Source organism: Arthrobacter sp. StoSoilB13 (genome assembly GCF_019977255.1).
Lineage (GTDB): Bacteria > Actinomycetota > Actinomycetes > Actinomycetales > Micrococcaceae > Arthrobacter.
In genome coordinates, this window is record NZ_AP024648.1 from 608648 (window position 1) to 631191 (window position 22544).

Sequence of the window (22544 nt, forward strand, 5' to 3'; positions counted from 1 at the left end):
CGACTGATGATATGGAGCACCCGCAACTCGGTCGTTTTGGAAAGATAACGAATTTATTACTGCGGGCTTTAATCACCTATAGTTATCTACTAGCGCCGATACCAAAGCGTTACCTGATCTGGAGCCGAGCTCTGCCAGCAGATCAGGTGTGTCATCAACTACTGGCAGAGGCGGGGGAACCACAAGCGGCTGCCTAAAGAAGCAGCCTTGGGGTGAAGTCCGCAGCAGAAGTGCCTACTAACGCAAGTCCTTCCGGGGATACCTGTGTGCCGTTTGCGCTTCGTGCGGACCGGGTCTTTGAACTCTCTGACCCGAATCCGACAGCTAACTTCGCAGGCTTTCCAGAGAGGAACAGAGTTTGACATCGCAGAACGTCAGGGGCCGTCGCCGTGCGTCCGGCCCCACTGCTGAGCTGCGGCCAGCCCGCGCCGCAATGGAGATCCGGCCACGCGACACCCCGCGTCAGGTGCGCCGCCGTAAGAGCCCGTTGCGCCAGGTAGCCGACTTCGCGTCAGCCAGTGGTGTAGGGCAGAAGGCCGGTGTCGCGCTTGCAGCCACCGGACTTGCCCTGACTGTAGGTCTGCCTGCCACCAGCCCCGTCATGGCCACGTCGGAATCGGGCCAGACCGAGGCGGCGCTCTCCGTGCCCGGCGGCAGCCAGCCCGAAGTTTCTGCAGCAGCCTCCGCCAAAATCGATTTCAGTCGTGCAGCAGTCGCCACCGCCGCTGACCCGGACGGCAAGCTCAAGCAGCTGTTGAGCGCCCAGTCAGCGGGGAGCATTCAGCGTGCTTCCTCACTTGGCACCTTGGGAAGTCCTCTGGACAAGCTGGTCACGGCATCGCCGTTTGGCTACCGCGTCAGCCCCCTTACCGGCGGCACCGGTGACTTCCACCGTGGCCAGGACTTCGTGGCCCAGTGCGGAACCGCCGTCCACGCCGCCGCTGCAGGCAAGGTCACGTTCGCCGGGTGGCATGAGTACGGCGGAGGCAATCGCGTTGTGATTGATCACGGCAACGGCCTTGAGACCACGTACAACCACCTGTCGTCCTTCAACGTCAAGGTGGGGCAGACTGTCAGCCGCGGCGATACCGTCGCGCTGAGTGGCACCACAGGAGCATCTACCGGCTGCCACCTCCACTTCGAGGTCCAGGTAAACGGCGAAGTCGTAGATCCCATGGGCTGGCTCTGAGCAATTTGATGGTTGTCTCTCGCATCCATGACACGCCCCGTGACCTGAATGTGACATTCACGAACATCTGTTGTACCGTCTAAAGCGCATCGGCTTTTTAGGGGGCCGGTGCACTTGAGTGGATTGCCTAGCTCTGCCACCACTCGAGGTCCGTTCGCAAAAATCGTCTGGCAGGGGCGGGGGAACCAATTTTGGTCTTCGAGTCAGAAGACCTTGGGGTTAAGTCGCAAAAGCTTCCTTGAAGCCGCGCGGCCGGATGACTCCCATCCGAATCCGACAGCTCACCTCGCAGGCATTGGGAGAGGCTACCTTCGTGTCATCACGCACTACCCCTGCGCGCCATCGCGCCGAATTGGTTCGCACGAACCCGTTGAACACCCTTTCCAAGGCTGTCTCAACCAATGCAGGCACCGTAGGCCGCCAAGCCGCCGTTCTGGCCGCAGCCTCGGGGCTCGTTCTCAGTGTTGGACTCCCGGCCCAGGCCGCCGACACCGACGTTTCGAAGTCGGAATCTTCCAGCACCCAGCAGTTGGTCGCCACCGCAGTTGTTACCGCGGAGCCCACCGCAACGGTTTCCTTCGAAAGCCCCGTTGTGGTCACCAAGGAAGCTCCCAAGGTTCAGCGGGCCTCCCAGCGCACGTCGACCGAAGACCAAGCGAACAGCACCCTCGGTGCCCTGTCCTCCAAGGCCAAGGATGCTGCTTCAAGCGCGGCGGCCTCCGGACTTGCAGCAATTGCCTACACCGGCATCGGCCACCCCTACGTTTGGGGCGGCACTTCCCCCAACGGCTGGGACTGCTCCGGATTTACCCAGTGGGTTTACGCCCAGGCCGGCATCAGCATCCCCCGCGTCAATGCCTGGACGATCATGACCCCCACCAGCACCCCTGCCCCTGGCGACCTCGTCGTTCAGAACGGCGGAGCCCACGTGGGCATCTACGTCGGCAACGGCATGATGATCAGCGCTTTGAACCCCAGCCAGGGCACGCTCCTGCACTCCGTGGCCTCCACCGGCACATCCTCGTTCTACACCCTCCGCTAGGAAATCCCATTCGGGGTAAGCCAGCATGCCCCCCAAGTGCTGGCAGCCCATAACCCGCGTGCGGTCCCAGCGTGCGCGGCTACGAAAAGAGAGTAATCATGACCAGTGCAAACAAGGTTGCACGGCATAGAGCTGAGGCCCCCAAGACCAGCTCACTTGCCGTCATTGCCAAGGCTGTCAGCGACAACGCCGGTGGCGTTGGCCGTCAGGCAGCAGTGATCGCAGCTGCGTCGGGCCTTGTCCTGACCAGCGGAGTTGCTGCAAATGCTGCGGACACCAACGTTCAGCGGGAATCTACGTCTGCCTCCACGCTTGACGTGCAGTCTGTTGCCCAGGCCACCATTGCTGCTGATTCCAGCGTTGCCATCTCCTATGAGCGCCCTGTGGTCAAGACTGAGGAAGCCCCCGCTCCCGTCGTCCAGAAGGCGACTGCCAAGGAAGCTCCGGCTGCCGGTGGCACCGCAACTTTGGCGGTCAACGCTGACGCGTCCGCAGCCAAGGCGCCCGCTGCATCCAGCGGCCTCGGTGCAGCTATCGCTGCAGCGGCCTACGCACAGCTCGGCGTCACACAGGACTGCACCATGCTGGTGACCAACTCGCTGGCCGCGGTCGGTATTCACTTCCACGACTGGCCGGCCGGTTACCTCTCCCTCGGCCGCACGGTCAGTGCAGCTGAAGCCCAGCCCGGCGATCTCGCTTACTACGCCAACGGCGGCTATGGCGGAATGGCACACATCGCTGTTTACGTCGGCAACGGCATGGCAGTCCACGGTGGATGGAACGGATCCACCACGGCACTGTTCAGCGTGAACGTTGGCTCCGGCCCCGTTTTCATCCGCGTCAACGGCTGATCACTTACTTCACGGAACACCCCGCAGGCTCAGGCCGGCGGGGTGTTCTGCTTTAATCACCAGTTTTCGTGACAGCCAGAGAAGCGGGCTGCCGACACCCAAATTCGGGGGGCGCAAGTCCGATTCCGTGGCCTCAGGGAATGTGCGCGTCCTCTGCAAGGTGTCCCGCGCATGAATTTTCGCCAACACCACAGCCGAAACGACAGAAAAATTCGTTGATACGGCATACAAGTGCTTACCCTTGTGTTGTCGATCCACAGCCCGTACAAGCAGAGGGCAGCCGGCCCTCGTGCCCCTGACGGGTGCGGCCGTGAAGAGGTACGTGCATGCGCACACTCGTTCTGAATGCTGGATATGAACCGCTGGCGGTAGTAACCTTCCGCCGGGCGCTGGTCCTTGTGCTGACTGGAAAAGCTAGCGTAGTGGCCGAAGGCGACGAGCCTGTCGTCGGGCCACAGGAGATTCTCGGACGACCATCCGTGATCCTTCTCAACCGCTACATCCGGCCCCGGTACAACAGGATCACCGCCGTGAGCCGCCGCGGGGTACTCCGCCGCGACGGCCATCGCTGCGCCTACTGCGGGAAAACAGCCCACACCATAGACCACGTCCACCCCAAATCCAGGGGCGGCGCGGATTCCTGGGAAAACCTGGTTGCGGCGTGTTTGAAATGCAACAACGCCAAGAGTGACCACACGCTCGCCGAGATGGGTTGGAAACTTCGTTTCAAACCCGGCGTGCCCACAGGAACCATGTGGCAGATCAAAGAACTCGAGAAACCTGCGCCGGACTGGGACCCGTTCCTGTTGCCGGAATCCGCCGCCTGATCGATTTCTGTTGCCCTCCCGCCGTCCGGGTAATCTGGGCGGATGGAGTTCAACGCTGTGATTCTGGCGGGTGGCAGGGCCACCCGCCTCGGTGGCGTGCCCAAGCCCGGATTAACGTTCGACGGCGCCAGCCTCCTTTCGCATGCCCTGCAGGCCGCACGGGGAGCCTCCGCTGTGGTTGTGGTTGGTCCGGACACCTCTGGTATCGGCGGTGTCCTGCCTGATGGAGTTCTTAGTGCCCGGGAGGAGCCGGCCTTTGCTGGCCCTGCCGCTGCGATTGCTGCCGGTCTGGCGGCCCTTCATGAGGCGGCCGCCCTTCGGCAGGCAGTCAGCCCGGCGCCATGGACGCTCGTCCTGGCTTGCGACATGCCGCACGCCGCCAGGGGCATTGCGCCCCTGTGGGAAGAACTGCGTGCGCACCCCGAAGCGGAGGGTGCCATGGCCGTTTCAGCCGATGGCCGGCAACAGCCCCTCCTGGGGGTTTACAGCACGCGGGCTTTGGAAAGGGAAGTTTCCGCAGCTTCTGCAACTTCGGGGTTAACGAACTCTTCAGTGTTCCGGCTGCTTGCTAGGCTGAACCTGCTGGCCGTTACTGTTCCCGATGGGTCTACCGATGATGTGGACACATGGGAGGACGCTGCGGCCCTGGGCATACACAACGAGCAGGAGGCGGACATGAAGAGCCAGGAAGAGACGCTCGAGGACTGGTGCCGCACACTGTTGCAGGCCTTTGAGCTTGAGGGCGTTGAAGTGGATATCAATGAAGTCCTCGCAGTGGCAGGAGTTGCCGCCCACTCCGTGGTGCGGCCTGCCGCGCCCCTGACTACGTTCATCGCCGGTTACGCTGCTGGTATGGCCAGGGGTATCGGCCAGGCGGCGGACGACACCGCCATGAGCGCCGCCCTTGACCTGGCCCGCCAGGTTGCCAAGCAATACCTGGAGCCCGGGACTGAGGCGGAATGACCGAGGCCCCCGGACAGGGCCACCACGCGGCACACACATGGCATGAGGCCCGGCAGCGCGCCTTCGACGTCGCTGCTCCGATCCCACCAAGCCCGGTGCCACTGAAGGCCGCCTTGGGAAGGACGCTTGCCTCGGACGCGGTCGCCGTACAGGACATGCCGCACTATGCGTCCTCCGCCATGGACGGCTGGGCCGTCAACGGAACAGGTCCTTGGATTCTTGTTGAGCCCGGACACAGGCTTGCTCCCCACCAGGCCAGTCCCATCGTTACCGGGGGACTCATTCCGCCAGGCGCCAAGGCTGTTTTGCGCACCGAGAGCGGGGTCATTACCACCGACGACGACGGCCTTCCAATCCTTGCGCTTGGCGGGGCAGCGAAGCCGGGGGAGCCCCGCAATGGCCAGCACATCCGCAAGGCTGCCGAAGAAGCTGCAGAAGGGGACGTGCTGCTCAAAGCCGGAACCATCCTCAATCCTGCGCACATTGCCTTGGCTGCCCTGGCCGGCCTGGATGAGCTGGAGGTCCTGGGGAAACCCTTGGTTCGGTTCCTCCTGACGGGCTCGGAAGTTGTGACGCAGGGCGTTCCCGTACCGGGCAAGGTCCGCGATACCTTCGGACCCCAGCTTGGCGCCGTCGTCGAACTCCTGGGGGGCATTCCAGGGGAGCAACTTAAGGTTGGCGACAATTACGACGACTGGCTTGCGGCTTTGCAGGACACCGAGCCTGAACCCGCAGAACCATATGCCACAGCGGAGCCGCCGGCCGACGTCGTTATTACTACGGGCGGGACCGGACGCTCGGGGACGGACCATTTCAGGAGAGCCGTGGCTGAACTGGGTGGCCGGCTGCTGATCGACGGCATTGCCATGCGTCCGGGGCACCCTGCCGTATTGGCGGAGCTTCCGGACGGGCGCTTCGTGCTGGGGCCTGCCCGGGAATCCGCTTGCCGCCATGATGGCGCTCTTCACGGTTGGGGGGCCGCTGCTCGCAGCGCTCGGCCACGGGAAGCTGGAGGACGTTGGTGAGGTTCCCAGCGGTGCAATGATCGACGCCGATCCTGGACGGACGCGCCTGATGCCTTTCAAACTGGTCTACGGATTGGCATCGCCCGCGCAGCACGCAGGTCCTGGGATGATGCGCGGGCTGGCAGGAGCGGATGGCGTCCTGGTGGTCCCGCCACACGGTGTCCAGATGGGGGAGCTGGTCCCCGCCTTTCCCTTGCCTTGGGGCAAACCTCTGCCCACGCCCAAAGCGGGTGAAGGGAAACGAAAGGCGCCGGCCCGGCAACAAAAGAAGGCCCCTTCCGGTCCCGTTGACTGGAGCGCGCTGGAATCCTGAAGGTCCCCGGATGGACGCAGGTGGTAACGGGGTGCCCGGGCTTGCAATGATGGACCCATGAACAGGCATGCTCCCGAACAGGACATCAATGAAGATGACCTGCAAATCCACCCGCCCAAGAAAGCTGCGGCAGGCCTCAAGGCTGTCACTGTCGCCCTTGAAAGGGGCTACTCCCAGGCAGGAGTAGCCCGCACGGTCCGCTCCATGCTCAGGGTTAACCAGCATGACGGCTTTGATTGCCCGGGCTGCGCCTGGCCGGAATCCATCACGGGACGCCGGAGTCCCGCTGAATTCTGCGAGAACGGCGCCAAGGCAATCGCTGAGGAAAGCACCACGCGGACGGTGGGGGCCGAATTCTGGGCAGCACATTCCATCGCAGATCTTGAAGACAAGACCGAATACTGGTTGGGAAGCCAAGGACGGATCGCCGAGCCCGTAGTCCTCAAACCGGGGGATACCCACTATTCCCCGATCAGTTGGACTGATGCCTTTGCCTTGATCGGGGAGCATATCAATGCCACCACGCCCGATCGCTGTGTTTTCTACACCTCCGGCCGGACGGCCAATGAGACCGCGTTCATGTACCAGTTGTTTGCCCGCAGCCTGGGCACAAACAACCTGCCGGACTGCTCCAACATGTGCCATGAGTCCTCGGGCAGCGCGCTGAACCCGACCATCGGAATCGGCAAGGGAACTGTTTCGCTGGAAGACATCCACCGCGCTGAACTGGTGTTCGTTGTGGGCCAGAATCCCGGGACCAACCATCCCCGCATGCTGTCCGCGTTGCGTGACTGCAAGAACAACGGCGGAAAGATCGTTGCCGTGAACCCGCTTCCGGAAGCGGGACTGCTGAACTTCAAGGACCCCCAGTCCCTCAACGGCGTGATCGGGGGCGGCACTACTATCGCCGATGAGTTCCTCAAGATCAAGGTCGGTGGCGACCTCGCTCTGTTCCAGGCGCTGGGCCACTTGCTCCTGGAGGAAGAGAAGCGGAACCCGGGGACGGTGGTCGATAAGTCATTTATCGGAAAGCAGACCGAGGGCTTCGAAGCGTACGCGAAGGCACGGTCCCAGCTGGACTGGGATGAGACTGAGCGCGCAACCGGCTTGTCGCGCGAGGAAATCGTCACTGTGGCGGGGCTGATGGCCAAGTCCAAGGCAACCATTATTTGCTGGGCGCTTGGCTTGACCCAGCAGCCGCACTCCGTGGATACGCTGAAGGAGATCATCAACCTGCTCCTGCTCCAAGGCAACTTCGGTAAGCGTGGAGCCGGCGCGTGCCCTGTGCGTGGCCACTCGAACGTCCAGGGTGACCGCACCATGGGTATCTGGGAGAAGCCACGCGAACCCTTCCTTGCCGCGCTGGACAAGGAGTTTGGATTCCGGATGCCCCGCGAGCATGGATATGACTCCGTGGAGACCCAGCACGCCCTGGAAAAGGGGGAGGTGGATGTCTTCGTTTCCATGGGCGGAAACTTTGCTGCAGCCGGTTCTGACACATCAGCATTGGAAGCCGGGCTCAAAACAGCCGGCCTGACTGTCCACATCTCAACCAAACCGAACCGGGGCCCACGTGGTGCACGGAAAGACATCCCTGATCCTGCCCACGCTTGGACGCACGGACACGGACGACAAACACCCCAAGGGCAAGCAGTTCCTCTCCGTAGAGGATTCGATGTCGGTCATCCACAAGACGCAGGGCAGGCTGGCTCCGATCTCGGAGCACCTCCTGAGCGAACCCGTCATCGTGGCCCGCATGGCGCAAGCGACACTCGGGGATGACCACGGCGTTGACTGGCGCGCCATGGCTGAGGACTATGACGTGATCCGGGACCACATCTCACGCGTTATTCCGGGGTTCGAGGACTTCAACGCCAGGGTCCGCACGAAGAACGGTTTTGTCCTCCCGAACCCGCCACGGGATACCCGTACCTTCGCCACTGACATCGGCAAAGCACGGTTCACGGTTAGTCCGCTTGAGTATCTTCAAGCTCCAGAGGGCCACTTGATCCTGCAGACGGTTCGTAGCCACGACCAGTACAACACCACGTTCTATGGCCTTGACGACCGCTACCGCGGAGTCTCGGACGCCCGCAGGGTGATCCTGGTCCATGAGGAAGACCTCGCTGGCCTGGGTTTCAAAGACCGTGACCTGGTGGATGTCATTTCCACGTTTGCCGGCACGGAGCGGCGGGCCAACAAGTTCCGGCTGATCGCATACCCCACAGCCAAGGGCTGCGCGGCCGCATACTTCCCGGAAGCCAACGCCCTGGTGCACCGCGAGCTTGTGGCCCGCGAATCGAACACGCCCGGCTACAAGGCCATGACTGTGCGGTTCGTAAAACACCCAGAGGAGAACGGATCCTGACATGGGACGTGTGACCCAGCGCCGAAAGCTGCATAAGTTCGTTCTTGACGGATCGCCCCAGGCCCTGGAACACCCTGTCCGGTACAAAGAAGACGTCCTCGCGGTCGAGGAGCCCCTGGAGATCCGCCTCGGCGATATGTCGTTCTCGGTGACCATGCGGACCCCCGGAGACGACTTCGACCTGGTGGCGGGGTTCCTTGTTTCCGAGGGCATCATCTGGGAGCCGGGGCAACTCGTTTCCGAACGTTTCTGCGCAGGGGAGGACGAGAACGGCGTACAGACCTTCAATGTCGTGGACGCACAGCTGCGACCCGACGTCGAACGTCCGGATACGGGCCGTAACGTCTACACTTCAAGCTCCTGCGGCATTTGCGGCACCGACTCGATCGACGCCGTCCGGAAGTCCTCGCGGCACAGTCCTGCGGACGACGACGTGACCATCCCCGTAAAAGCGCTGGCTGCCCTCCCGGACCGGTTGCGTGAGGCGCAGGCGGTCTTCGCCAAAACAGGCGGCGTCCATGCCGCGGGCCTTTTCAGGGTTCACGACGACGGTACTTCCGAGCTGTTGTGCCTGCGGGAAGACGTTGGCCGCCACAACGCCGTGGACAAAGTGGTGGGTTGGGCTTTGCGGGCAGGCAAGCTGCCGCTGAAAGGAACAGTTCTTCAAGTATCCGGCCGGGCGTCGTTCGAGCTCGTCCAGAAGGCTGCCATGGCGGGCATTCCCGTCCTTGCAGCGGTCAGTGCTCCATCGAGCCTGGCGGCCGAGCTCGCGGACGAAACGGGGATCACGTTGGTGGGCTTCAGCCGCAGTACCAGCCTGAATGTGTACGCGGGGAGGGACAGGATCGTAGGGGTGGAGGCCGGCTGAGGCCCCATTCGTTGCGGATAGTCCTCGATCACTTGGCTATTGAGCTGGAACAACGTAGATTTTATCCATCGATTGGAATCGCCGTGTCCTCTAATAACGCCGTCCATCACGTACCGGCCCGCCAGCCGGCCATGACGCTTTGCCACCAGCCAATGCCTAAGGGGTTTTAATTGCACGACGACCGCCGGATCACTGAACAGCGTCTCGATCGATTCGTTCGGGAACGCCTTCTTCCGGCCATTTACGGTAGGTCCGTCCCGCTGCAGCTGAGCAGCTGGGACGCGCCCGGAGAACCCGTGCCCGCAGCGGAGGCAATGCGCCAGCTTTTCACGCCCCAGGAGCCGGGGGCACCTTGGGGTAAGCCGTGGAGTACCAAGTGGCTCCGGCTCCAGGGTGAAGTTCCGGAAGGCTGGGGTTCAGCCGAGGGGACGGCGGTGGAAATCATCGTGGACCTCGGTTTCAACAGCGACGTGCCGGGGTTCCAATGTGAAGGCACGGCCTGGCGTGCCGATGCCAGCATCATCAAAGCGATCTCGCCGCGTAACTACCACGTTCCGCTGAAGCTGCTCGGCGGCGGATTGTCCGTTGACTTCTATGTTGAGGCGGCAGCCAACCCGGATGTGGCGCAGGGTTGGTCATTTGCGCCTACCCTTTTGGGGGATAAGGCGACCTCGGGCGGGGAACCCCGGTATCGCCTGGGCCGGATTGCCATTGCCGAACTCAACGAGACGGTGTGGGAACTCAACCAGGACGTTTGGACATTGAGCGGGCTCATGCACGAGCTCCCCATGGACCTGCCGCGCCGCCACGAAATCCTTCGGGCCCTGGAACGGATGCTGGACATCATGGATCCGGATGACGTCGCGGGAACGGCTGCCGCAGGCCGCGAGGCATTGGCAGAAGTGCTGAGCCGGCCCGCCTATGCTTCGGCCCACGAACTTGTGGCAACTGGCCATGCGCACATCGATTCTGCATGGTTGTGGCCTGTCCGTGAAACCATCCGCAAGTGTGCCCGCACGTTTTCCAACGTGGTGGCCCTCATGGACGAGGACCCCGACTTCGTCTTCTCGTGCTCCTCAGCCCAGCAGATGGCCTGGATCAAGGAATTTTATCCCGAGCTCTTTGTCCGCATCCGGGAAAAGGTCAGGGCCGGGCAGTTCGTTCCCGTCGGTGGGATGTGGGTTGAATCGGACACCAACATGCCCGGTGGCGAGGCCATGGCGCGCCAGTTCGTGGAAGGCAAGAGCTTCTTCCAAAAGGAATTCGACGTGGAGTGCCAGGAAGCATGGCTGCCCGATTCCTTCGGTTACTCGGGAGCACTGCCACAGATCGTCAAGTCGGCAGGTTTGCGATGGTTCCTTACGCAGAAGATTTCCTGGAACAAAGTGAACCTGATGCCGCACCACACCTTCACCTGGGAAGGCATTGATGGCACCCGGTTGTTCACTCATTTCCCGCCCGTAGACACGTACAACGCAGAGCTCCACGCCCGCGAGCTTGCGCATGCGGAGCGCAACTACCGTGAGCACGGCCGCGGAACCATGTCACTGGTTCCCTTCGGTTATGGCGACGGCGGTGGCGGTCCAACCCGTGAGATGGTGGCCGCAGCACGCCGCACCGCAGATCTTGAAGGTTCGCCCAAGGTCCGGATGGGCACGGCCAAGGACTTCTTCACGGCGGCCGAAGCCGAGTACCGCAACCTCCCGGTGTGGGTGGGCGAGATGTACCTGGAGATGCACCGTGGAACGTACACCAGCCAGGCGAAGACCAAGCGCGGCAATCGGCGCAGCGAACACCTATTGCGTGAAGCAGAACTGTGGTGCTCCACGGCCGCAGTGCGCCTTGGCGAGGCATATGCCTATCCCGAAACGGAGCTCAAGAGGCTCTGGCGGTTGGTGCTCCTGCAGCAATTCCACGACATCCTGCCGGGCAGTTCCATTGCGTGGGTCCACCAGGACGCCGAGCGGAATTACGAGGCGATCGCCCGCGATCTCGAGGTCATCATCGGCCAGGCCGCCCAGGCGCTTGTCGGCCAAGGAGACAAGCAGTTCCTGCTCAATGCGGCCCCGCACAAGAGGGGCGGCGTGCCGGCACTGGCCGTTGGGGAAGCGGTGAAACCGGAGGCAGGTGTTGATGCCGGCGAGAAGGGTGGCGGCTACATCCTGGACAACGGAATCATCCGCGCTGTCGTGGACAGTAACGGCTTGCTGACCTCGCTCATGGACCACTCCACTGGCCGTGAGGCGATGGTGCCCGGTCAGCCCGGCAACCTGCTTGAGCTGTTCAGGGACACTCCCAATGAATGGGATGCCTGGGACATCGAGGAGTTCTATAGGCGCAACGTCACCCAACTGACCCAAGCGGAAACCATCGATCTTGAGCGCACGGAGGCTGGCGCCGTCGTGGTGGTCAAACGTACGGTTGGTGCCTCCACCATCAGGCAACGGATAACGCTCGACGCCGGTGCGGAGTCGCTGGGGATCTCCACCACAGTGGACTGGCAAGAACGCGAAAAGATGCTCAAGATAGCCTTCCCACTGGATGTCCGCGCGGACCGCTCGGCCTCCGAGACCCAGTTTGGCCATGTGTTCCGGCCGACCCACACGAACACATCATGGGATGCTGCGAAGTTCGAGATCTGCGCCCACCGCTGGATCCACGTTGCCGAGCCTGGTTATGGCGTAGCCGTCAGCAACGCTTCCAGCTACGGGCACGACGTCACCAGGGCTGTCCGCGGAGACGGGGGGACGACCACCACCGTCCGTGTCTCGCTGCTGCGCTCCGCCAGGTTCCCGGACCCTGAAGCAGACCGCGGCGAGCACACACTTGAGCTGTCCCTTAGGCCTGGAGCGGGGATCGGGGATGCCGTGGAGGAGGGCTACCGCACCAACTTGAAGCCCCGCTATGTCACTGGTGCCAAGCCAGTGGAACCTCTGCTGTCCGTGTCCAACCCTGCCTTGGTAGTGGAGGCAGTGAAGCTGGCTGAGGATGGCTCCGGAGACGTCATTGTGCGTCTTTACGAATCCTTGGGACAACGCTCAGCCGGTGTTGTCAGGGCCAATTTTGAAGCTCATGGCGTCCTGGCCACGGACCTGCTGGAACGGCCGGTAGAGGCCCCTGGAGTGAGTGTGGGGCAGGACGCAGCCGAGCTGGTCCTGCGCCCGTTCCAATTGGTCACCTTGCGGTTCGCCCGATAAAGGCTGGGCGCGCCTGATGGCTGGGCGCGCCAGATGGCTGCGCGCGCCTGATGGCTGGGCGGGCGTGGTGGCTGGGTGGGCCAAGGGGACCCGCGCGAAGCCTTAGACGTCGTGCTGGAGCCGCTTCACGAACAGCTTGGTCCGTTCTTGCCGGGGTGCGCGCAGCACTTCGGCAGCGGGGCCCCGCTCCACCACAACGCCGCCATCCATGAAGATGACCTCATCCGCCACATGTTGGGCGAAGGCCAACTCATGGGTCACGATCACCATGGTCCAGCCTTCCTCGGCGAGTTCCTTGATGACGCCCAGGACGTCACCGACGAGCTCGGGGTCCAAGGCCGACGTGGGCTCGTCGAACAACAGCAGCTGGGGCTGGAGCGCCAAGGCACGGACGATGCCCACGCGCTGCTGTTGTCCGCCGGAGAGCTCGAACGGATAAGCGTCCCGCTTGTCAGCCAGGCCCACCCGCTCAAGCAATCGCTCGGCTTCAGCGATGGCCTCTGCCTTCGGGCGCTTCTGTACCTGGACCGGACCCTCGATGATGTTCTTCAGGACAGTCATGTGCGGGAACAAGTTGTAGTGCTGGAACACCATGGCACTGCGGTCCCGCAGCGCAGCGATCTCCCTCTTGCCCACTTTGGCGCCGAAATCGATTGAGAGGCCGTCAGACGTCTCGCCCGCCGGGCCGGAGCCTGGGCCCCGGCCCGTGCCGCCAAAGGTGACAGTACCGGCGTCGGGAATTTCAAGGCCGTTAAGCGAGCGCAAAACAGTGGTCTTGCCCGAACCTGAGGGACCGATGAGGGCCACCACCTGGCCGCGCCGGATGTCGATATCGATGTCGCGGAGCACAACGTTGCTGCCGAAGGCTTTCGCGAGGTTTCGGGCCTTGAGGACCGAGGTGACGCGTGGTTCGCGCTGTTGAGGTGCATCAGTGGGCGACATAACGGTCCAATCTCCGTTCCACGGCGGACTGCGCGGTGGAAAGGACCAGGCAGATGACCCAGTAAACCAGGGCTGCCTGCAGGTACAGGGCCATGAACTCCTGGCTGAACGCAGCGATTTGCTGGGCGTTGCGGAAGAGTTCAGTGACCAGGATGAGTGAAGCGAGCGAGGTGTCCTTAACCAGGGAAATGAAGGTGTTGGACAAGGGTGGAACGGACACGCGTGCCGCTTGCGGAAGGATGATACGCACCAGCGCCTGGGGGCGGGACATCCCGATGGTGTGGCCGGCTTCCCATTGTCCCTTGGGCACTGAAAGTATCGCAGCCCGGATGATCTCGGCAGCGTAGCCGCCCACGTTCAAGGAGAAGGCGATGATGGCGCTTGGCCAGGGATCCAGGCGGATGCCAATGCTGGGAAGGCCGAAGAAAATCACGAACAACTGCACCAGCAGGGGAGTACCCCGGATGACCGAGACGTAGAAGCGACCTATACCGGACAGCAGCCAATTCGAACTCAGCCGCAGCAGCGCCACCACCAAAGCCAACACCAGGCCCACAGCAAAGGAGGCCAGCGTAAGGGGGATGGTGCCCGTTACGGCACCGCTGATGATCGGCCCGAAGGAACTCCAGATGAGGTCCCAGTTCATTTATTTGGTGACATCCGCACCGAAGTACTTTTCGGAGATCTTTGTCAGGGTTCCATCTGCCCGGAGGTCATCCAGCGCCTTGTCTACAGCCTTGGTCAGCTCTGTGGAACCCTTCCGGAACACCATGGCGCTCTCGGTCTTGTCCGGCGCTTCGGCGGCCACCTTCAATCCGGAATCGGGTGTGGTTTTCGCGTAGTCCAGGTAGGTGAGTTTGTCGTTCACCGTTGCGTCCACGCGTCCCTGCTGTACGAGCGTGGCCGACTGGGCCCAGCCTTCCACTGCCTGAACGTTGGCGCCGGCCCTCTACGGCCATCTTGTAGAAGTTGCTGGTCAGCGACTGCGCGGTGGTCTTGCCCTTGAGGTCGGCGAAGCTGTTGATGCTGGAATTGTCCTTCTTGGTCACTACGACGCCGGTGGAGACGGTGTAGGGCTTGGAGAACTCGTACTTGGCTTTGCGCTCGGCATTGATGGAGATCTGGTTGGCGATTGTATCGAAGCGCTTGGCGTCCAAGCCCGCAAATATGCCATCAAATTGCGTCTCTTGGAAGCTCGCCTTCACGCCCAGCTTTTCAGCCACCGCTTTGGCAATCTCGACGTCGTAGCCCGTCAGTTCACCAGCGCCCTCGGCATGGAAGCTGAACGGGCGGTAGGTTCCTTCCGTTGCGATGACGAGTTCGCCCTTGGATTTCACATCGGACAAGGATGTATCGCCACCGGACTGGGCTGGAGTGGAACCGCCACCGCAGGCAGAGAGCGCAAGGGCGGCGGCGGCCAGGGTAGCGGCGAAAAGAGAACGGCGGGAGCGAAGGCTGGTCATGGAGCCATCTTAGTCACGGGCCAATGCGGATTCCCGGCAGGAAAGGCTTGGAGACTTGTGGAAGGGGTGGTTAAAAAGGCTGAGTGGGGGCGGTCCCCAACAGCCCGCCACCACTCATCCCCCCAATTGTGATCACGTGGGCGCCACATTCACCGGAAACCCGTTCTCTGATTCCGGTGCCAGGCTGCAACCGCGTTCACACATTCATGATTGTGCCACGATCTAATGGTTTTGTGAAAGTCTTACGCTGTGCGTCTTGCTTTGCGTCTGGCAAATGCCTTGGAAAACCAGATCCCGGCGAGCCCAATGGCCGTAGCCAGCACCGCGGAGTAGTTAATCAGGGAACGCAGCCACAGGTGCACCAGCGGGATCAGTGGGAAGAGCTGGGACAGCAACAGCAACGCCAGCCCAACAAACAGGAGCGCCGAGGCGGCACGCAGCAACGCAGGGTAGCGGCCTACGACGGTCCGCCAGATTGCGGGCAACAAACAGGCTGATACATAGCCGGGATAGAAGCGGCCCAGAGCCGCGTAAGCCTCCATGGATGGTCCCCAGGTCAGCCCCGTCATGCCCACCGTGGAACCGCGCGTGTCTGTGATGACAAAGAAGAACGTGGTCAGTGCCACCGTGATTCCCAGGACCGTCAGCCCCCAAGGGCCACGAATAGCCCGTTCCGCTGATCTGGAAGCGAAACCCATGGCAATCTTGATGCCCATCAGCAGGAAGGTGCCGTAGAGCAGGAACCGCAGAATCAGGTTCGTTACGTTAACGCCGCCGAGCAGGGCATCGATGGCAAGGTACGGGCCTTCGATGCTGAGGAGGATATCCAGGGTGATCAGCGCGAAAATGTAGAAAACCACCCGGTTCTCACCCCTGAGCAGGCTCGGAATCCGCGCGATGGTGATCGCCAGGCACACAATCAGCGTTGCCCAAGGCAGGACAGCCGTCATCCGAGATTCTCCCAAATTCGTTCAGTTCGTTCGTGGTCTTGTTCTTGGCGGCGCAGCGTTTTGCCCAGCGCCTGGAGTCGTTCGCCTGCCAGGGTCACCAGCTCGCCCAGCGTCATCCGGTCGAGTGCTTCCTTGCGTCCGTTGGGCGACCAGCCCGCTTCGGCTTCGGTGATCAGCCCTCCGGCGACCAGCCCGCCCGCCGGTCCGACGCCGGCAGCCCGCGACGTCGCGATGGCCAGCTCGGGAGGAAGCCTGTTGGCTGTCAGGTGGGCGGAGAAGTTCTGCGGTGCGATCCCGGTGGCTTCGCTGACCCGGTGCCGCAACTCGCCGTCGTCGATTGCATCCACCCAGTTGCGCACCGCGGTGGGGTGCGGTGTTGGCGATAGTCCCGTGACGGAGACGGACCCTGGCTCACTGCGTTCCACCACCGCGCGCAACAAATCCATGGTGGCTATCTGGCTCACCAGTTCATCAGGCGTGGGTGGGACGGGATCGCCCCGAAGGTCTGCGTAGAGGTCAAACGTGGCCAGGGCTTGGACGGGACTGATGTGGTAACCCCGGCTGATGCTGACCAGCGTTGACTCCGCCACCTTGCCGCGGACCAGCTGTTGGGCCAGCGTTGTCCGTTTTATCCCGGAAATCCTGCAGACGTCCGCTGTGCTGGCGTTGGGTGCAACGCCGTGAAGCCAGCGTTGGAACGCCTTGGACGGTAAGGGCATGGAGGGCTTTCTGGGGTATTTCAAACGGGCAAGTCCGGCATCTTCCAAAAAGGAACCGGAGCGAAGGTACGGATTGATTTTACGCCGACGCCACATTGAATTATGCTTGATGCTTGAACCCGTTGGTCCGTACACCCCCCAAGTCCGGACCAGCGGGTTTTTCCATGCCCTTGGGAATCACGGGCATGGAAGCCGCGTTTGATAGATGAACCCACGCTTGTTTGCCGTGCTGGTGATGTAGACGCGAGCGCCGTGTTGGCGCTGCGAGAGGAATAGAGAATGACTGCAACCTTGGTGGCCAAGGATCTTGCCGGTGGCCACGGCCACCGCACGCTCTTTTCGAAGCTTTCCCTCACCGTTGCGCCGGGTGATGTGGTGGGCGTCGTCGGAGCGAACGGCGCTGGCAAGTCCACGCTTCTGCGCATCCTCTCAGGCGTGGACCAGCCGCAGGAGGGGACCGTCAGCCTGGCTCCGTCGGACGCCTTTGTGGGCTGGTTGCCCCAGGAACACGAGCGCACGGCGGGCGAAACCATCGCAGCATACATTGCGCGCCGCACGGGCTGTGCACAGGCCACCGCAGAAATGGAAGCCACAGCCGAGGCCCTCGGTTCCGGTGCTCCCGGAGCAGATGATGCATATTCCTTGGCCTTTGACCGCTGGATGGCATCCGGTGCAGCAGACCTGGAGGACCGCATTCCTGCTGTATTGGCGGATCTTGGGCTTGAACTCGGCACCGATGCCCTCATGACAGGGCTCTCCGGAGGGCAGGCTGCCCGGGTTGCTTTGGCTGCGCTGCTGCTCAGCCGCTTCGATGTTGTCCTTCTTGATGAACCCACCAATGACCTGGACCTTGATGGCCTGGCCAGGCTGGAAGCGTTCGTGCAGGGGCCTGCGCGGAGGAGTGGTTCTGGTGTCCCACGACCGTGAGTTCCTGGCCCGCTGCGTCACCACCGTAGTGGAACTGGACCTCGCCCAGAACTCCGTGGCTGTCTACGACGGCGGCTACGAAGCATTCCTCGAAGAGCGCGCCGTCGCCAAGCGCCACGCCCGCGAACGCTACGAAGAGTTTGCCAACACCAAGGCCGATCTTGTGTCCCGCGCACGGACCCAGCGCGAGTGGAGCTCCCAGGGCGTCCGCAATGCGATGAAGAAGAACCCTGACAACGACAAAATCCGCAGGGCGGCGAGCACGGAGTCTTCCGAAAAGCAGGCACAGAAGGTCCGCCAGATGGAGTCGCGCATCGCCCGCCTCACCGAGGTGGAGGAGCCGCGCAAGGAATGGCAACTGCAGTTCAGCATCGGTCAGGCACCCCGCTCAAGTGCCGTCGTCGCCACCCTTCGTGACGTGGTGGTGCGCCAGGGCGATTTCACGCTGGGACCGGTCAACCTGCAACTCAACGGCGGTGAGCGCATCGGCATCACCGGGCCCAACGGCGCCGGTAAGTCCACTCTCCTGCGCTTGCTGCTGGGCACCCGGAAACCGGACGACGGCGACGCCTCCATGGGCGCGTCTGTCGCCATCGGCGAAATCGACCAGGCCCGCGGACTGCTCGACGGCGGACGGCAGCTTGGCGACGCCGTCGAAGCCGTGCTGGTGGACTGGAATAGTGCCGACGTCCGCACGCTCCTGGCCAAGTTCGGCCTCAAAGCGGACCACACCTCGCGGACAGTTGACTCTCTGTCCCCGGGCGAGCGGACGCGCGCCGCGCTGGCCCTCCTGCAGGCCCGGGGCGTGAACCTGTTGGTGCTGGACGAACCCACCAACCACCTTGACCTCCCTGCGATCGAGCAACTTGAAGAAGCGCTGGAAAGCTACGAAGGCGCCCTCCTGCTGGTCACCCACGACCGGCGACTGCTGGAGAACGTTCGGCTCGATTCGCGTTGGCACCTGGAAAACGGCCGTGTCCAGGAGCTTCACCACATCCCCGGCCAGGAGAAGTAACCATGAGCATGGATGGCGTTGCCTGGAGCTCGCTGCACAAGATCACGCGTGCCCAGAGCGGCTCGCAACCCTTCTCGAAGGAAACGCTGAAGCGCGTGCTGAGCTTTGCAGCGCCCCACAAGGGCAAGCTCACAGCCTTCGTCATCGCCTCGATTGCGGGAGCGTTCCTGGCCGTCGCCACGCCGGTGCTTGCCGGGCAAGTGGTTGACGCGATCATTGCCAAGGCTGGCGTGGGCACGGTGATCTGGCTGGCCGTCCTCATTGCGATTGTGGCTGTTGGCGAGGCTGGAATTGGACTCGTGACCCGATGGTTGTCCTCCACCATCGGCGAGGGCGTCATTGTGGACCTCCGTACCCGCGTGTTCGACCATGTGCAGCGTATGCCCATCGCTTTCTTCACCCGGACACGGACCGGCGCGCTGGTCAGCCGCCTGAACAACGACGTCATCGGGGCGCAGTCAGCGTTCGCAGGCACCTTGTCCGGTGTGGTGAGCAACGTCGTGGCGCTCGCCTTGACCCTTGTGGTCATGCTCAACACGTCCTGGTTGGTCACCGTCCTGGCCATGGTGTTGCTGCCGATCTTCCTCATACCTGCCCGACGCATGGGTTCCAAGCTGGCGGACCTCCGACGCGAGGCAGCCGCACACAACGCTGCCATGGGTACGCAGATGACCGAAAGATTCTCCGCTCCCGGCGCCACATTGGTAAAACTTTTCGGCAGGCCGGACGAGGAATCCCGGGAGTTTGCTGCCCGGGCCGGCCGCGTGCGCGATATCGGCATCCGCACCGCCATGCTGCAGTTCACGTTCGTCACCGCGCTGACTTTGGTCTCGGCCTTGGCTCTGGCCCTCGTTTACGGACTGGGCGGCTGGCTTGCCCTCGGTGGACAACTGGCGCCAGGCGACGTTGTGGTCCTGGCCCTTCTCCTGACGCGTCTCTACGCTCCGCTCACCGCGCTCTCCAACGCGCGCGTGGAAATCATGAGCGCACTTGTCAGCTTCGAGCGGGTCTTCGAGATCCTTGACCTGCAACCCCTCATCACGGAAAAGCCGGACGCGGTGGCCCTTCCGTCCGGACCCGTCGCCGTGGAATTCCACGACGTCCGCTTTTCCTACCCGTCGGCGGACAAAGTGTCCCTCGCCTCCTTGGAAGACGTGTCAACCTTGGACACGCGCGGCGGCGAGGAAGTGCTGCACGGTATCAGCTTCCGCGTTGAGCCTGGCCAGACGGTGGCCTTGGTGGGCTCGTCCGGCGCAGGAAAGTCCACGGTGGCCCAACTGCTGTCCCGCCTCTACGACGTCGATTCCGGTGCCGTACGTCTGGGTGGGCGCGGACCTGGCACCGGCGTGGATGTCCGGGATCTCCGCTTTGATTCCGTGCGGGACACCCTGGGAATGGTGACCCAGGACGGCCACCTTTTCCACGAAACCATTGCCTCCAACCTGCGCCTGGCCCGGCCGGATGCCACGGAAGAAGACATGTGGGAGGTGCTCAGGCGCGCACGCCTGGAACCCATGATCCGGTCCCTTCCGGACGGCCTGGAAACAGTTGTTGGGGAGCGCGGCTACCGGCTTTCCGGTGGAGAAAGGCAACGTCTCACCATCGCACGTTTGCTCATTAAGCAGCCGCGCGTGGTGATTCTTGATGAGGCAACCGCAGCGCTGGACTCCACCAATGAAGCCGCCGTCCAGGCAGCCTTGGGGGAAGCGCTCCAGGGGCGTACCGCCGTCGTGATTGCCCACAGGCTGTCCACCATCCGTGCCGCGGACGTCATCCTGGTGGTAGAGGACGGCAGGATCGTGGAACGCGGCACGCACACGGAGTTGCTTGTTGCCGACGGCCGCTATGCCGAGTTGTACCGGACCCAGTTCGCGGAAGCCACGGCGGTGGCCGAGGAAGCTGTTCCGGAGCCCAACTGAGTCGCATTTGTGCGCGTTTTGAGTGCTCAAAACGCGCACAAATGCGACCTACTTGGGTGACCTACTTAGGCGAGGCGAGGCGAGGCGAGGGCAGGAAGGACGTGGTCCGTCAGCAGTGGTGCGAGATCCCCGGGCAGAGATGCTGTGAGGTCCAGCCAACGGACCTCGGCGATCTCGGCGGAAGGGTGTGCTTCCCAGGTTCCAGGAGCCGTGAAAACTGTGGCCTCAATGTTGGTTGCGGCCTCGTTGGCAGCCACAGCGAGCCAGGCGCCCAGGGGTTCAAGGTCTTCGGGGGCTACCTCGATGCCCACTTCCTCGAGCAACTCGCGGGACGCAGCCTCGGCAGCTGTCTCACCGGCCTCGGGTTTGCCGCCCGGATGCATGAATTTGTCCGTGCCCCGTTTGCGGACGGTGAGGAGCTGGCCCTCCTTGTTGTAAACGCACACGGCGCTGACCACGATCACATCAGTAATGCTCATGCTTGCCTCCAGGCGTTCGTTCGGACCAGATGCGATTCCAGCAGCAGATCCTTTGCGGGACCGCGGACATCCCAGGTGAAACTGAACGCATCCGGGCCTTCCCAGATGTAGTTCACGTAATAGTCATCGGGATCGCACCAGTGTTTGTCCTGGTTGGCCTGCTCCGCAAAGCTCATCACATGGAATGGCCGGCCATCGGGGAAGAAGACGTCCATGGAATCCGGTCCAGGGCCTGGCTTGAGGAGATACTCGCGGAACGCCGGGCCTGTGTGGGTGGGCCAGTGCATGGTTCCATCTTCGCGGTAGTGAAGGCCATCGCCGTCGGGCTCTTCCGTGTACCGCACGACGCCGGTGAAGGTTCCGCGGGTGCCGGAGGCCCTGTCCAGGAGTGTCCGCTCCACATTCCACGTGCCGGCCAAATAGGCACGTAAGTCCTGGATGGGCTGCTGCTGGTTCAAGTGCCCTCGATTGGAATCGAACCAACGACACCGGCTTTAGGAGAGCCGTGCTCTATCCACTGAGCTACGAGGGCCTGCGTGTCCATCCCCGGGAGTACCGTTACGGAGCTCCTTGGCCGGACACGACTACAAGCATACAAGCTGCCGGGCCAGTGCCCGAACACGGCTAGGCTGGCCGTCATGAGAGGGCATGCGACACCACCGGAAACCACCGGCACATTCCTCCCGGATGTCCGCGCGACACGGGCAAACATTGGCGGCTGGGCCCAGTTGAGTGTGGTCCAGTATTTCGTTGCCGAGGCTGCTGTTATCGAGGCCTGGGCCGGTCCTGAACCCTACAGCAGAGCTACCGGGTTCATCAGCGACCTCGGCGCAGTATCGTGCGGGGTCTACGAAGACCGGGCAGTTTGCTCCCCTTTGCATGGGCTGATGAACGCCTCTTTTGTAGTGCAGGGCCTGGCATTGATCCTTGGGGCGGTGTTCCTGACGGCAGGGCTTTTGTGCGTGGCAGCGCGTCCTGGTGTGCATGCCCAGCGCTTCCACACCGCCACAGCCGACAAAGAGCCCCGGACCCGGGTCCTGGCCAAACCATGGATCATGGCTGTGGCCATCCGAATACTCACGGGTGTTTCAGGTGCCGGGACGGTCATCGTTGGCCTGGTGCCGGAGGATGTGGGCTCCCCATGGCATTTTGCCGGCGCCTTGATGTTCTTCATTGGCGGTGGCTTCGCATTGCTTCTGCTGGGCATCCTCTGGTTCCGGCAGACCCCGATGAGCTGGTTCATCGCCGCCTGCGGCTCCCTCTGTATCGGGGCACTCATCGTTGGCGGGATCACGGGAATGGACGTGCCCCAGCCCGGAGCACTCGAGAGACTGATGGGCTACCCCGTCACCATTGGCTTGGCAGCTGCCGGCCTGGTCATCGCCCAGCGCGTGCAAACGGTGCGGAAAGCGGCGAAGGCCCTGCGGTAAATCAGGTCCTGCGGTAAAACTGTCCTGGGGCGGCAGGAGCGGGAGAAAATCCGCTCG

The 22544-nt window shown here is 62.7% G+C and carries 15 protein-coding genes, 1 tRNA gene, 4 pseudogenes and 2 riboswitches; of the genes and pseudogenes, 12 read left to right on the forward strand and 8 right to left on the reverse strand.

Annotated features, from left to right (window positions below; translation table 11 throughout):
- Positions 1 to 122 precede the first annotated feature (122 nt).
- A riboswitch (cyclic di-AMP (ydaO/yuaA leader) is annotated at positions 123 to 352 on the forward strand.
- 6 nt (positions 353 to 358) lie between these two features.
- The 9 genes and pseudogenes from LDP01_RS15100 (at position 359) to LDP01_RS15140 (ending at position 12643) form a co-directional block, all read left to right on the forward strand.
- Positions 359 to 1189, forward strand: a complete 831-nt coding sequence (locus tag LDP01_RS15100) for a M23 family metallopeptidase (protein ID WP_224093692.1) — start codon at positions 359 to 361, stop codon at positions 1187 to 1189.
- A gap of 145 nt (positions 1190 to 1334) precedes the next feature.
- A riboswitch (cyclic di-AMP (ydaO/yuaA leader) is annotated at positions 1335 to 1498 on the forward strand.
- Between the two features lie 4 nt (positions 1499 to 1502).
- Entirely contained in the window at positions 1503 to 2231 is a 729-nt protein-coding gene (locus LDP01_RS15105; protein WP_263422282.1) for a C40 family peptidase, read from the forward strand.
- A gap of 98 nt (positions 2232 to 2329) precedes the next feature.
- Positions 2330 to 3082: an NlpC/P60 family protein gene (locus LDP01_RS15110; protein WP_224093696.1), complete on the forward strand. Its 753-nt coding sequence runs from the start codon at positions 2330 to 2332 to the stop codon at positions 3080 to 3082.
- A 326-nt stretch (positions 3083 to 3408) separates the two neighbouring features.
- Entirely contained in the window at positions 3409 to 3909 is a 501-nt protein-coding gene (locus LDP01_RS15115) for an HNH endonuclease (RefSeq protein ID WP_216926047.1), read from the forward strand.
- 42 nt (positions 3910 to 3951) lie between these two features.
- The gene (mobA, locus tag LDP01_RS15120) at positions 3952 to 4872 is read left to right on the forward strand and encodes an NTP transferase domain-containing protein (RefSeq protein ID WP_224093707.1); all 921 of its coding nucleotides are present in this window, start codon (positions 3952 to 3954) and stop codon (positions 4870 to 4872) included.
- Positions 4869 to 6210: pseudogene (locus LDP01_RS15125) on the forward strand (molybdopterin molybdotransferase MoeA). Before mobA ends, LDP01_RS15125 begins: the two are co-directional and overlap by 4 nt.
- Before the next feature lie 57 nt (positions 6211 to 6267).
- Positions 6268 to 8578 (forward strand): annotated as a pseudogene (locus LDP01_RS15130) (FdhF/YdeP family oxidoreductase).
- A gap of 1 nt (position 8579) precedes the next feature.
- Positions 8580 to 9446: a formate dehydrogenase accessory sulfurtransferase FdhD gene (gene fdhD / locus LDP01_RS15135; protein ID WP_224093708.1), complete on the forward strand. Its 867-nt coding sequence runs from the start codon at positions 8580 to 8582 to the stop codon at positions 9444 to 9446.
- Positions 9447 to 9616: 170 nt separating this feature from the next.
- Positions 9617 to 12643 carry an alpha-mannosidase gene (locus LDP01_RS15140; RefSeq protein WP_224093710.1) on the forward strand — a complete coding sequence of 1009 codons (3027 nt, stop codon included), beginning with the start codon at positions 9617 to 9619 and terminating at the stop codon, positions 12641 to 12643.
- 102 nt (positions 12644 to 12745) lie between these two features.
- Here LDP01_RS15140 and LDP01_RS15145 read toward each other — a convergent pair whose 3' ends face one another.
- The 5 genes and pseudogenes from LDP01_RS15145 to LDP01_RS15165 form a co-directional block, all read right to left on the reverse strand.
- Complete coding sequence (locus LDP01_RS15145) at positions 12746 to 13585, reverse strand: amino acid ABC transporter ATP-binding protein (protein ID WP_224093711.1); 840 nt, start codon at positions 13583 to 13585, stop codon at positions 12746 to 12748.
- The gene (locus tag LDP01_RS15150; protein WP_224093714.1) at positions 13572 to 14231 is read right to left on the reverse strand and encodes an amino acid ABC transporter permease; all 660 of its coding nucleotides are present in this window, start codon (positions 14229 to 14231) and stop codon (positions 13572 to 13574) included. Before LDP01_RS15150 ends, LDP01_RS15145 begins: the two co-directional genes overlap by 14 nt.
- Positions 14232 to 15048, reverse strand: a pseudogene (locus LDP01_RS15155) (amino acid ABC transporter substrate-binding protein). It lies immediately after the preceding gene.
- Between the two features lie 242 nt (positions 15049 to 15290).
- Positions 15291 to 15998 (reverse strand): hypothetical protein, encoded by a 708-nt coding sequence (locus LDP01_RS15160; protein WP_224093719.1) that lies wholly within the window; start codon positions 15996 to 15998, stop codon positions 15291 to 15293.
- Positions 15995 to 16717, reverse strand: a complete 723-nt coding sequence (locus LDP01_RS15165; protein ID WP_224093722.1) for a hypothetical protein — start codon at positions 16715 to 16717, stop codon at positions 15995 to 15997. The genes LDP01_RS15160 and LDP01_RS15165 overlap by 4 nt, the downstream gene beginning before the upstream one ends.
- Before the next feature lie 279 nt (positions 16718 to 16996).
- On the opposite strand from LDP01_RS15165, the pseudogene LDP01_RS15170 reads away from it, so the two are divergent.
- A pseudogene (locus LDP01_RS15170) lies at positions 16997 to 18659 on the forward strand (ABC-F family ATP-binding cassette domain-containing protein).
- A 2-nt stretch (positions 18660 to 18661) separates the two neighbouring features.
- A complete protein-coding gene (locus LDP01_RS15175; protein ID WP_224093725.1) occupies positions 18662 to 20578 on the forward strand; it encodes an ABC transporter ATP-binding protein in 1917 nt (638 codons plus the stop codon).
- Positions 20579 to 20643: 65 nt separating this feature from the next.
- On the opposite strand, the gene LDP01_RS15180 is transcribed toward LDP01_RS15175, so the two are convergent.
- From LDP01_RS15180 to LDP01_RS15190, 3 genes are all read right to left on the reverse strand, one after another.
- Complete coding sequence (locus LDP01_RS15180; protein WP_224093728.1) at positions 20644 to 21057, reverse strand: NUDIX hydrolase; 414 nt, start codon at positions 21055 to 21057, stop codon at positions 20644 to 20646.
- Positions 21054 to 21515: a DUF6314 family protein gene (locus LDP01_RS15185; protein ID WP_224093731.1), complete on the reverse strand. Its 462-nt coding sequence runs from the start codon at positions 21513 to 21515 to the stop codon at positions 21054 to 21056. Before LDP01_RS15185 ends, LDP01_RS15180 begins: the two co-directional genes overlap by 4 nt.
- 1 nt (position 21516) lies before the next feature.
- Positions 21517 to 21589 (reverse strand) — tRNA-Arg (locus LDP01_RS15190).
- Positions 21590 to 21695: 106 nt separating this feature from the next.
- Here LDP01_RS15190 and LDP01_RS15195 point away from each other — a divergent pair.
- On the forward strand, positions 21696 to 22487 hold the full coding sequence (locus LDP01_RS15195; RefSeq protein WP_224093733.1) for a DUF998 domain-containing protein: 792 nt from the start codon (positions 21696 to 21698) through the stop codon (positions 22485 to 22487).
- Positions 22488 to 22544: the final 57 nt, after the last annotated feature.

Bases quoted from the DNA above. Each gene is read 5' to 3' on its own strand.
- LDP01_RS15110 (WP_224093696.1), top strand. From the start codon at position 2,330: ATGACCAGTGCAAACAAGGTTGCACGGCATAGAGCTGAGGCCCCCAAG.
- LDP01_RS15115 (WP_216926047.1), top strand. From the start codon at position 3,409: ATGCGCACACTCGTTCTGAATGCTGGATATGAACCGCTGGCGGTAGTA.
- mobA (WP_224093707.1), top strand. From the start codon at position 3,952: ATGGAGTTCAACGCTGTGATTCTGGCGGGTGGCAGGGCCACCCGCCTC.
- fdhD (WP_224093708.1), top strand. From the start codon at position 8,580: ATGGGACGTGTGACCCAGCGCCGAAAGCTGCATAAGTTCGTTCTTGAC.
- LDP01_RS15145 (WP_224093711.1), bottom strand. From the start codon at position 13,585: ATGTCGCCCACTGATGCACCTCAACAGCGCGAACCACGCGTCACCTCG.
- LDP01_RS15150 (WP_224093714.1), bottom strand. From the start codon at position 14,231: ATGAACTGGGACCTCATCTGGAGTTCCTTCGGGCCGATCATCAGCGGT.
- LDP01_RS15160 (WP_224093719.1), bottom strand. From the start codon at position 15,998: ATGACGGCTGTCCTGCCTTGGGCAACGCTGATTGTGTGCCTGGCGATC.
- LDP01_RS15165 (WP_224093722.1), bottom strand. From the start codon at position 16,717: ATGCCCTTACCGTCCAAGGCGTTCCAACGCTGGCTTCACGGCGTTGCA.
- LDP01_RS15175 (WP_224093725.1), top strand. From the start codon at position 18,662: ATGAGCATGGATGGCGTTGCCTGGAGCTCGCTGCACAAGATCACGCGT.
- LDP01_RS15180 (WP_224093728.1), bottom strand. From the start codon at position 21,057: ATGAGCATTACTGATGTGATCGTGGTCAGCGCCGTGTGCGTTTACAAC.
- LDP01_RS15195 (WP_224093733.1), top strand. From the start codon at position 21,696: ATGAGAGGGCATGCGACACCACCGGAAACCACCGGCACATTCCTCCCG.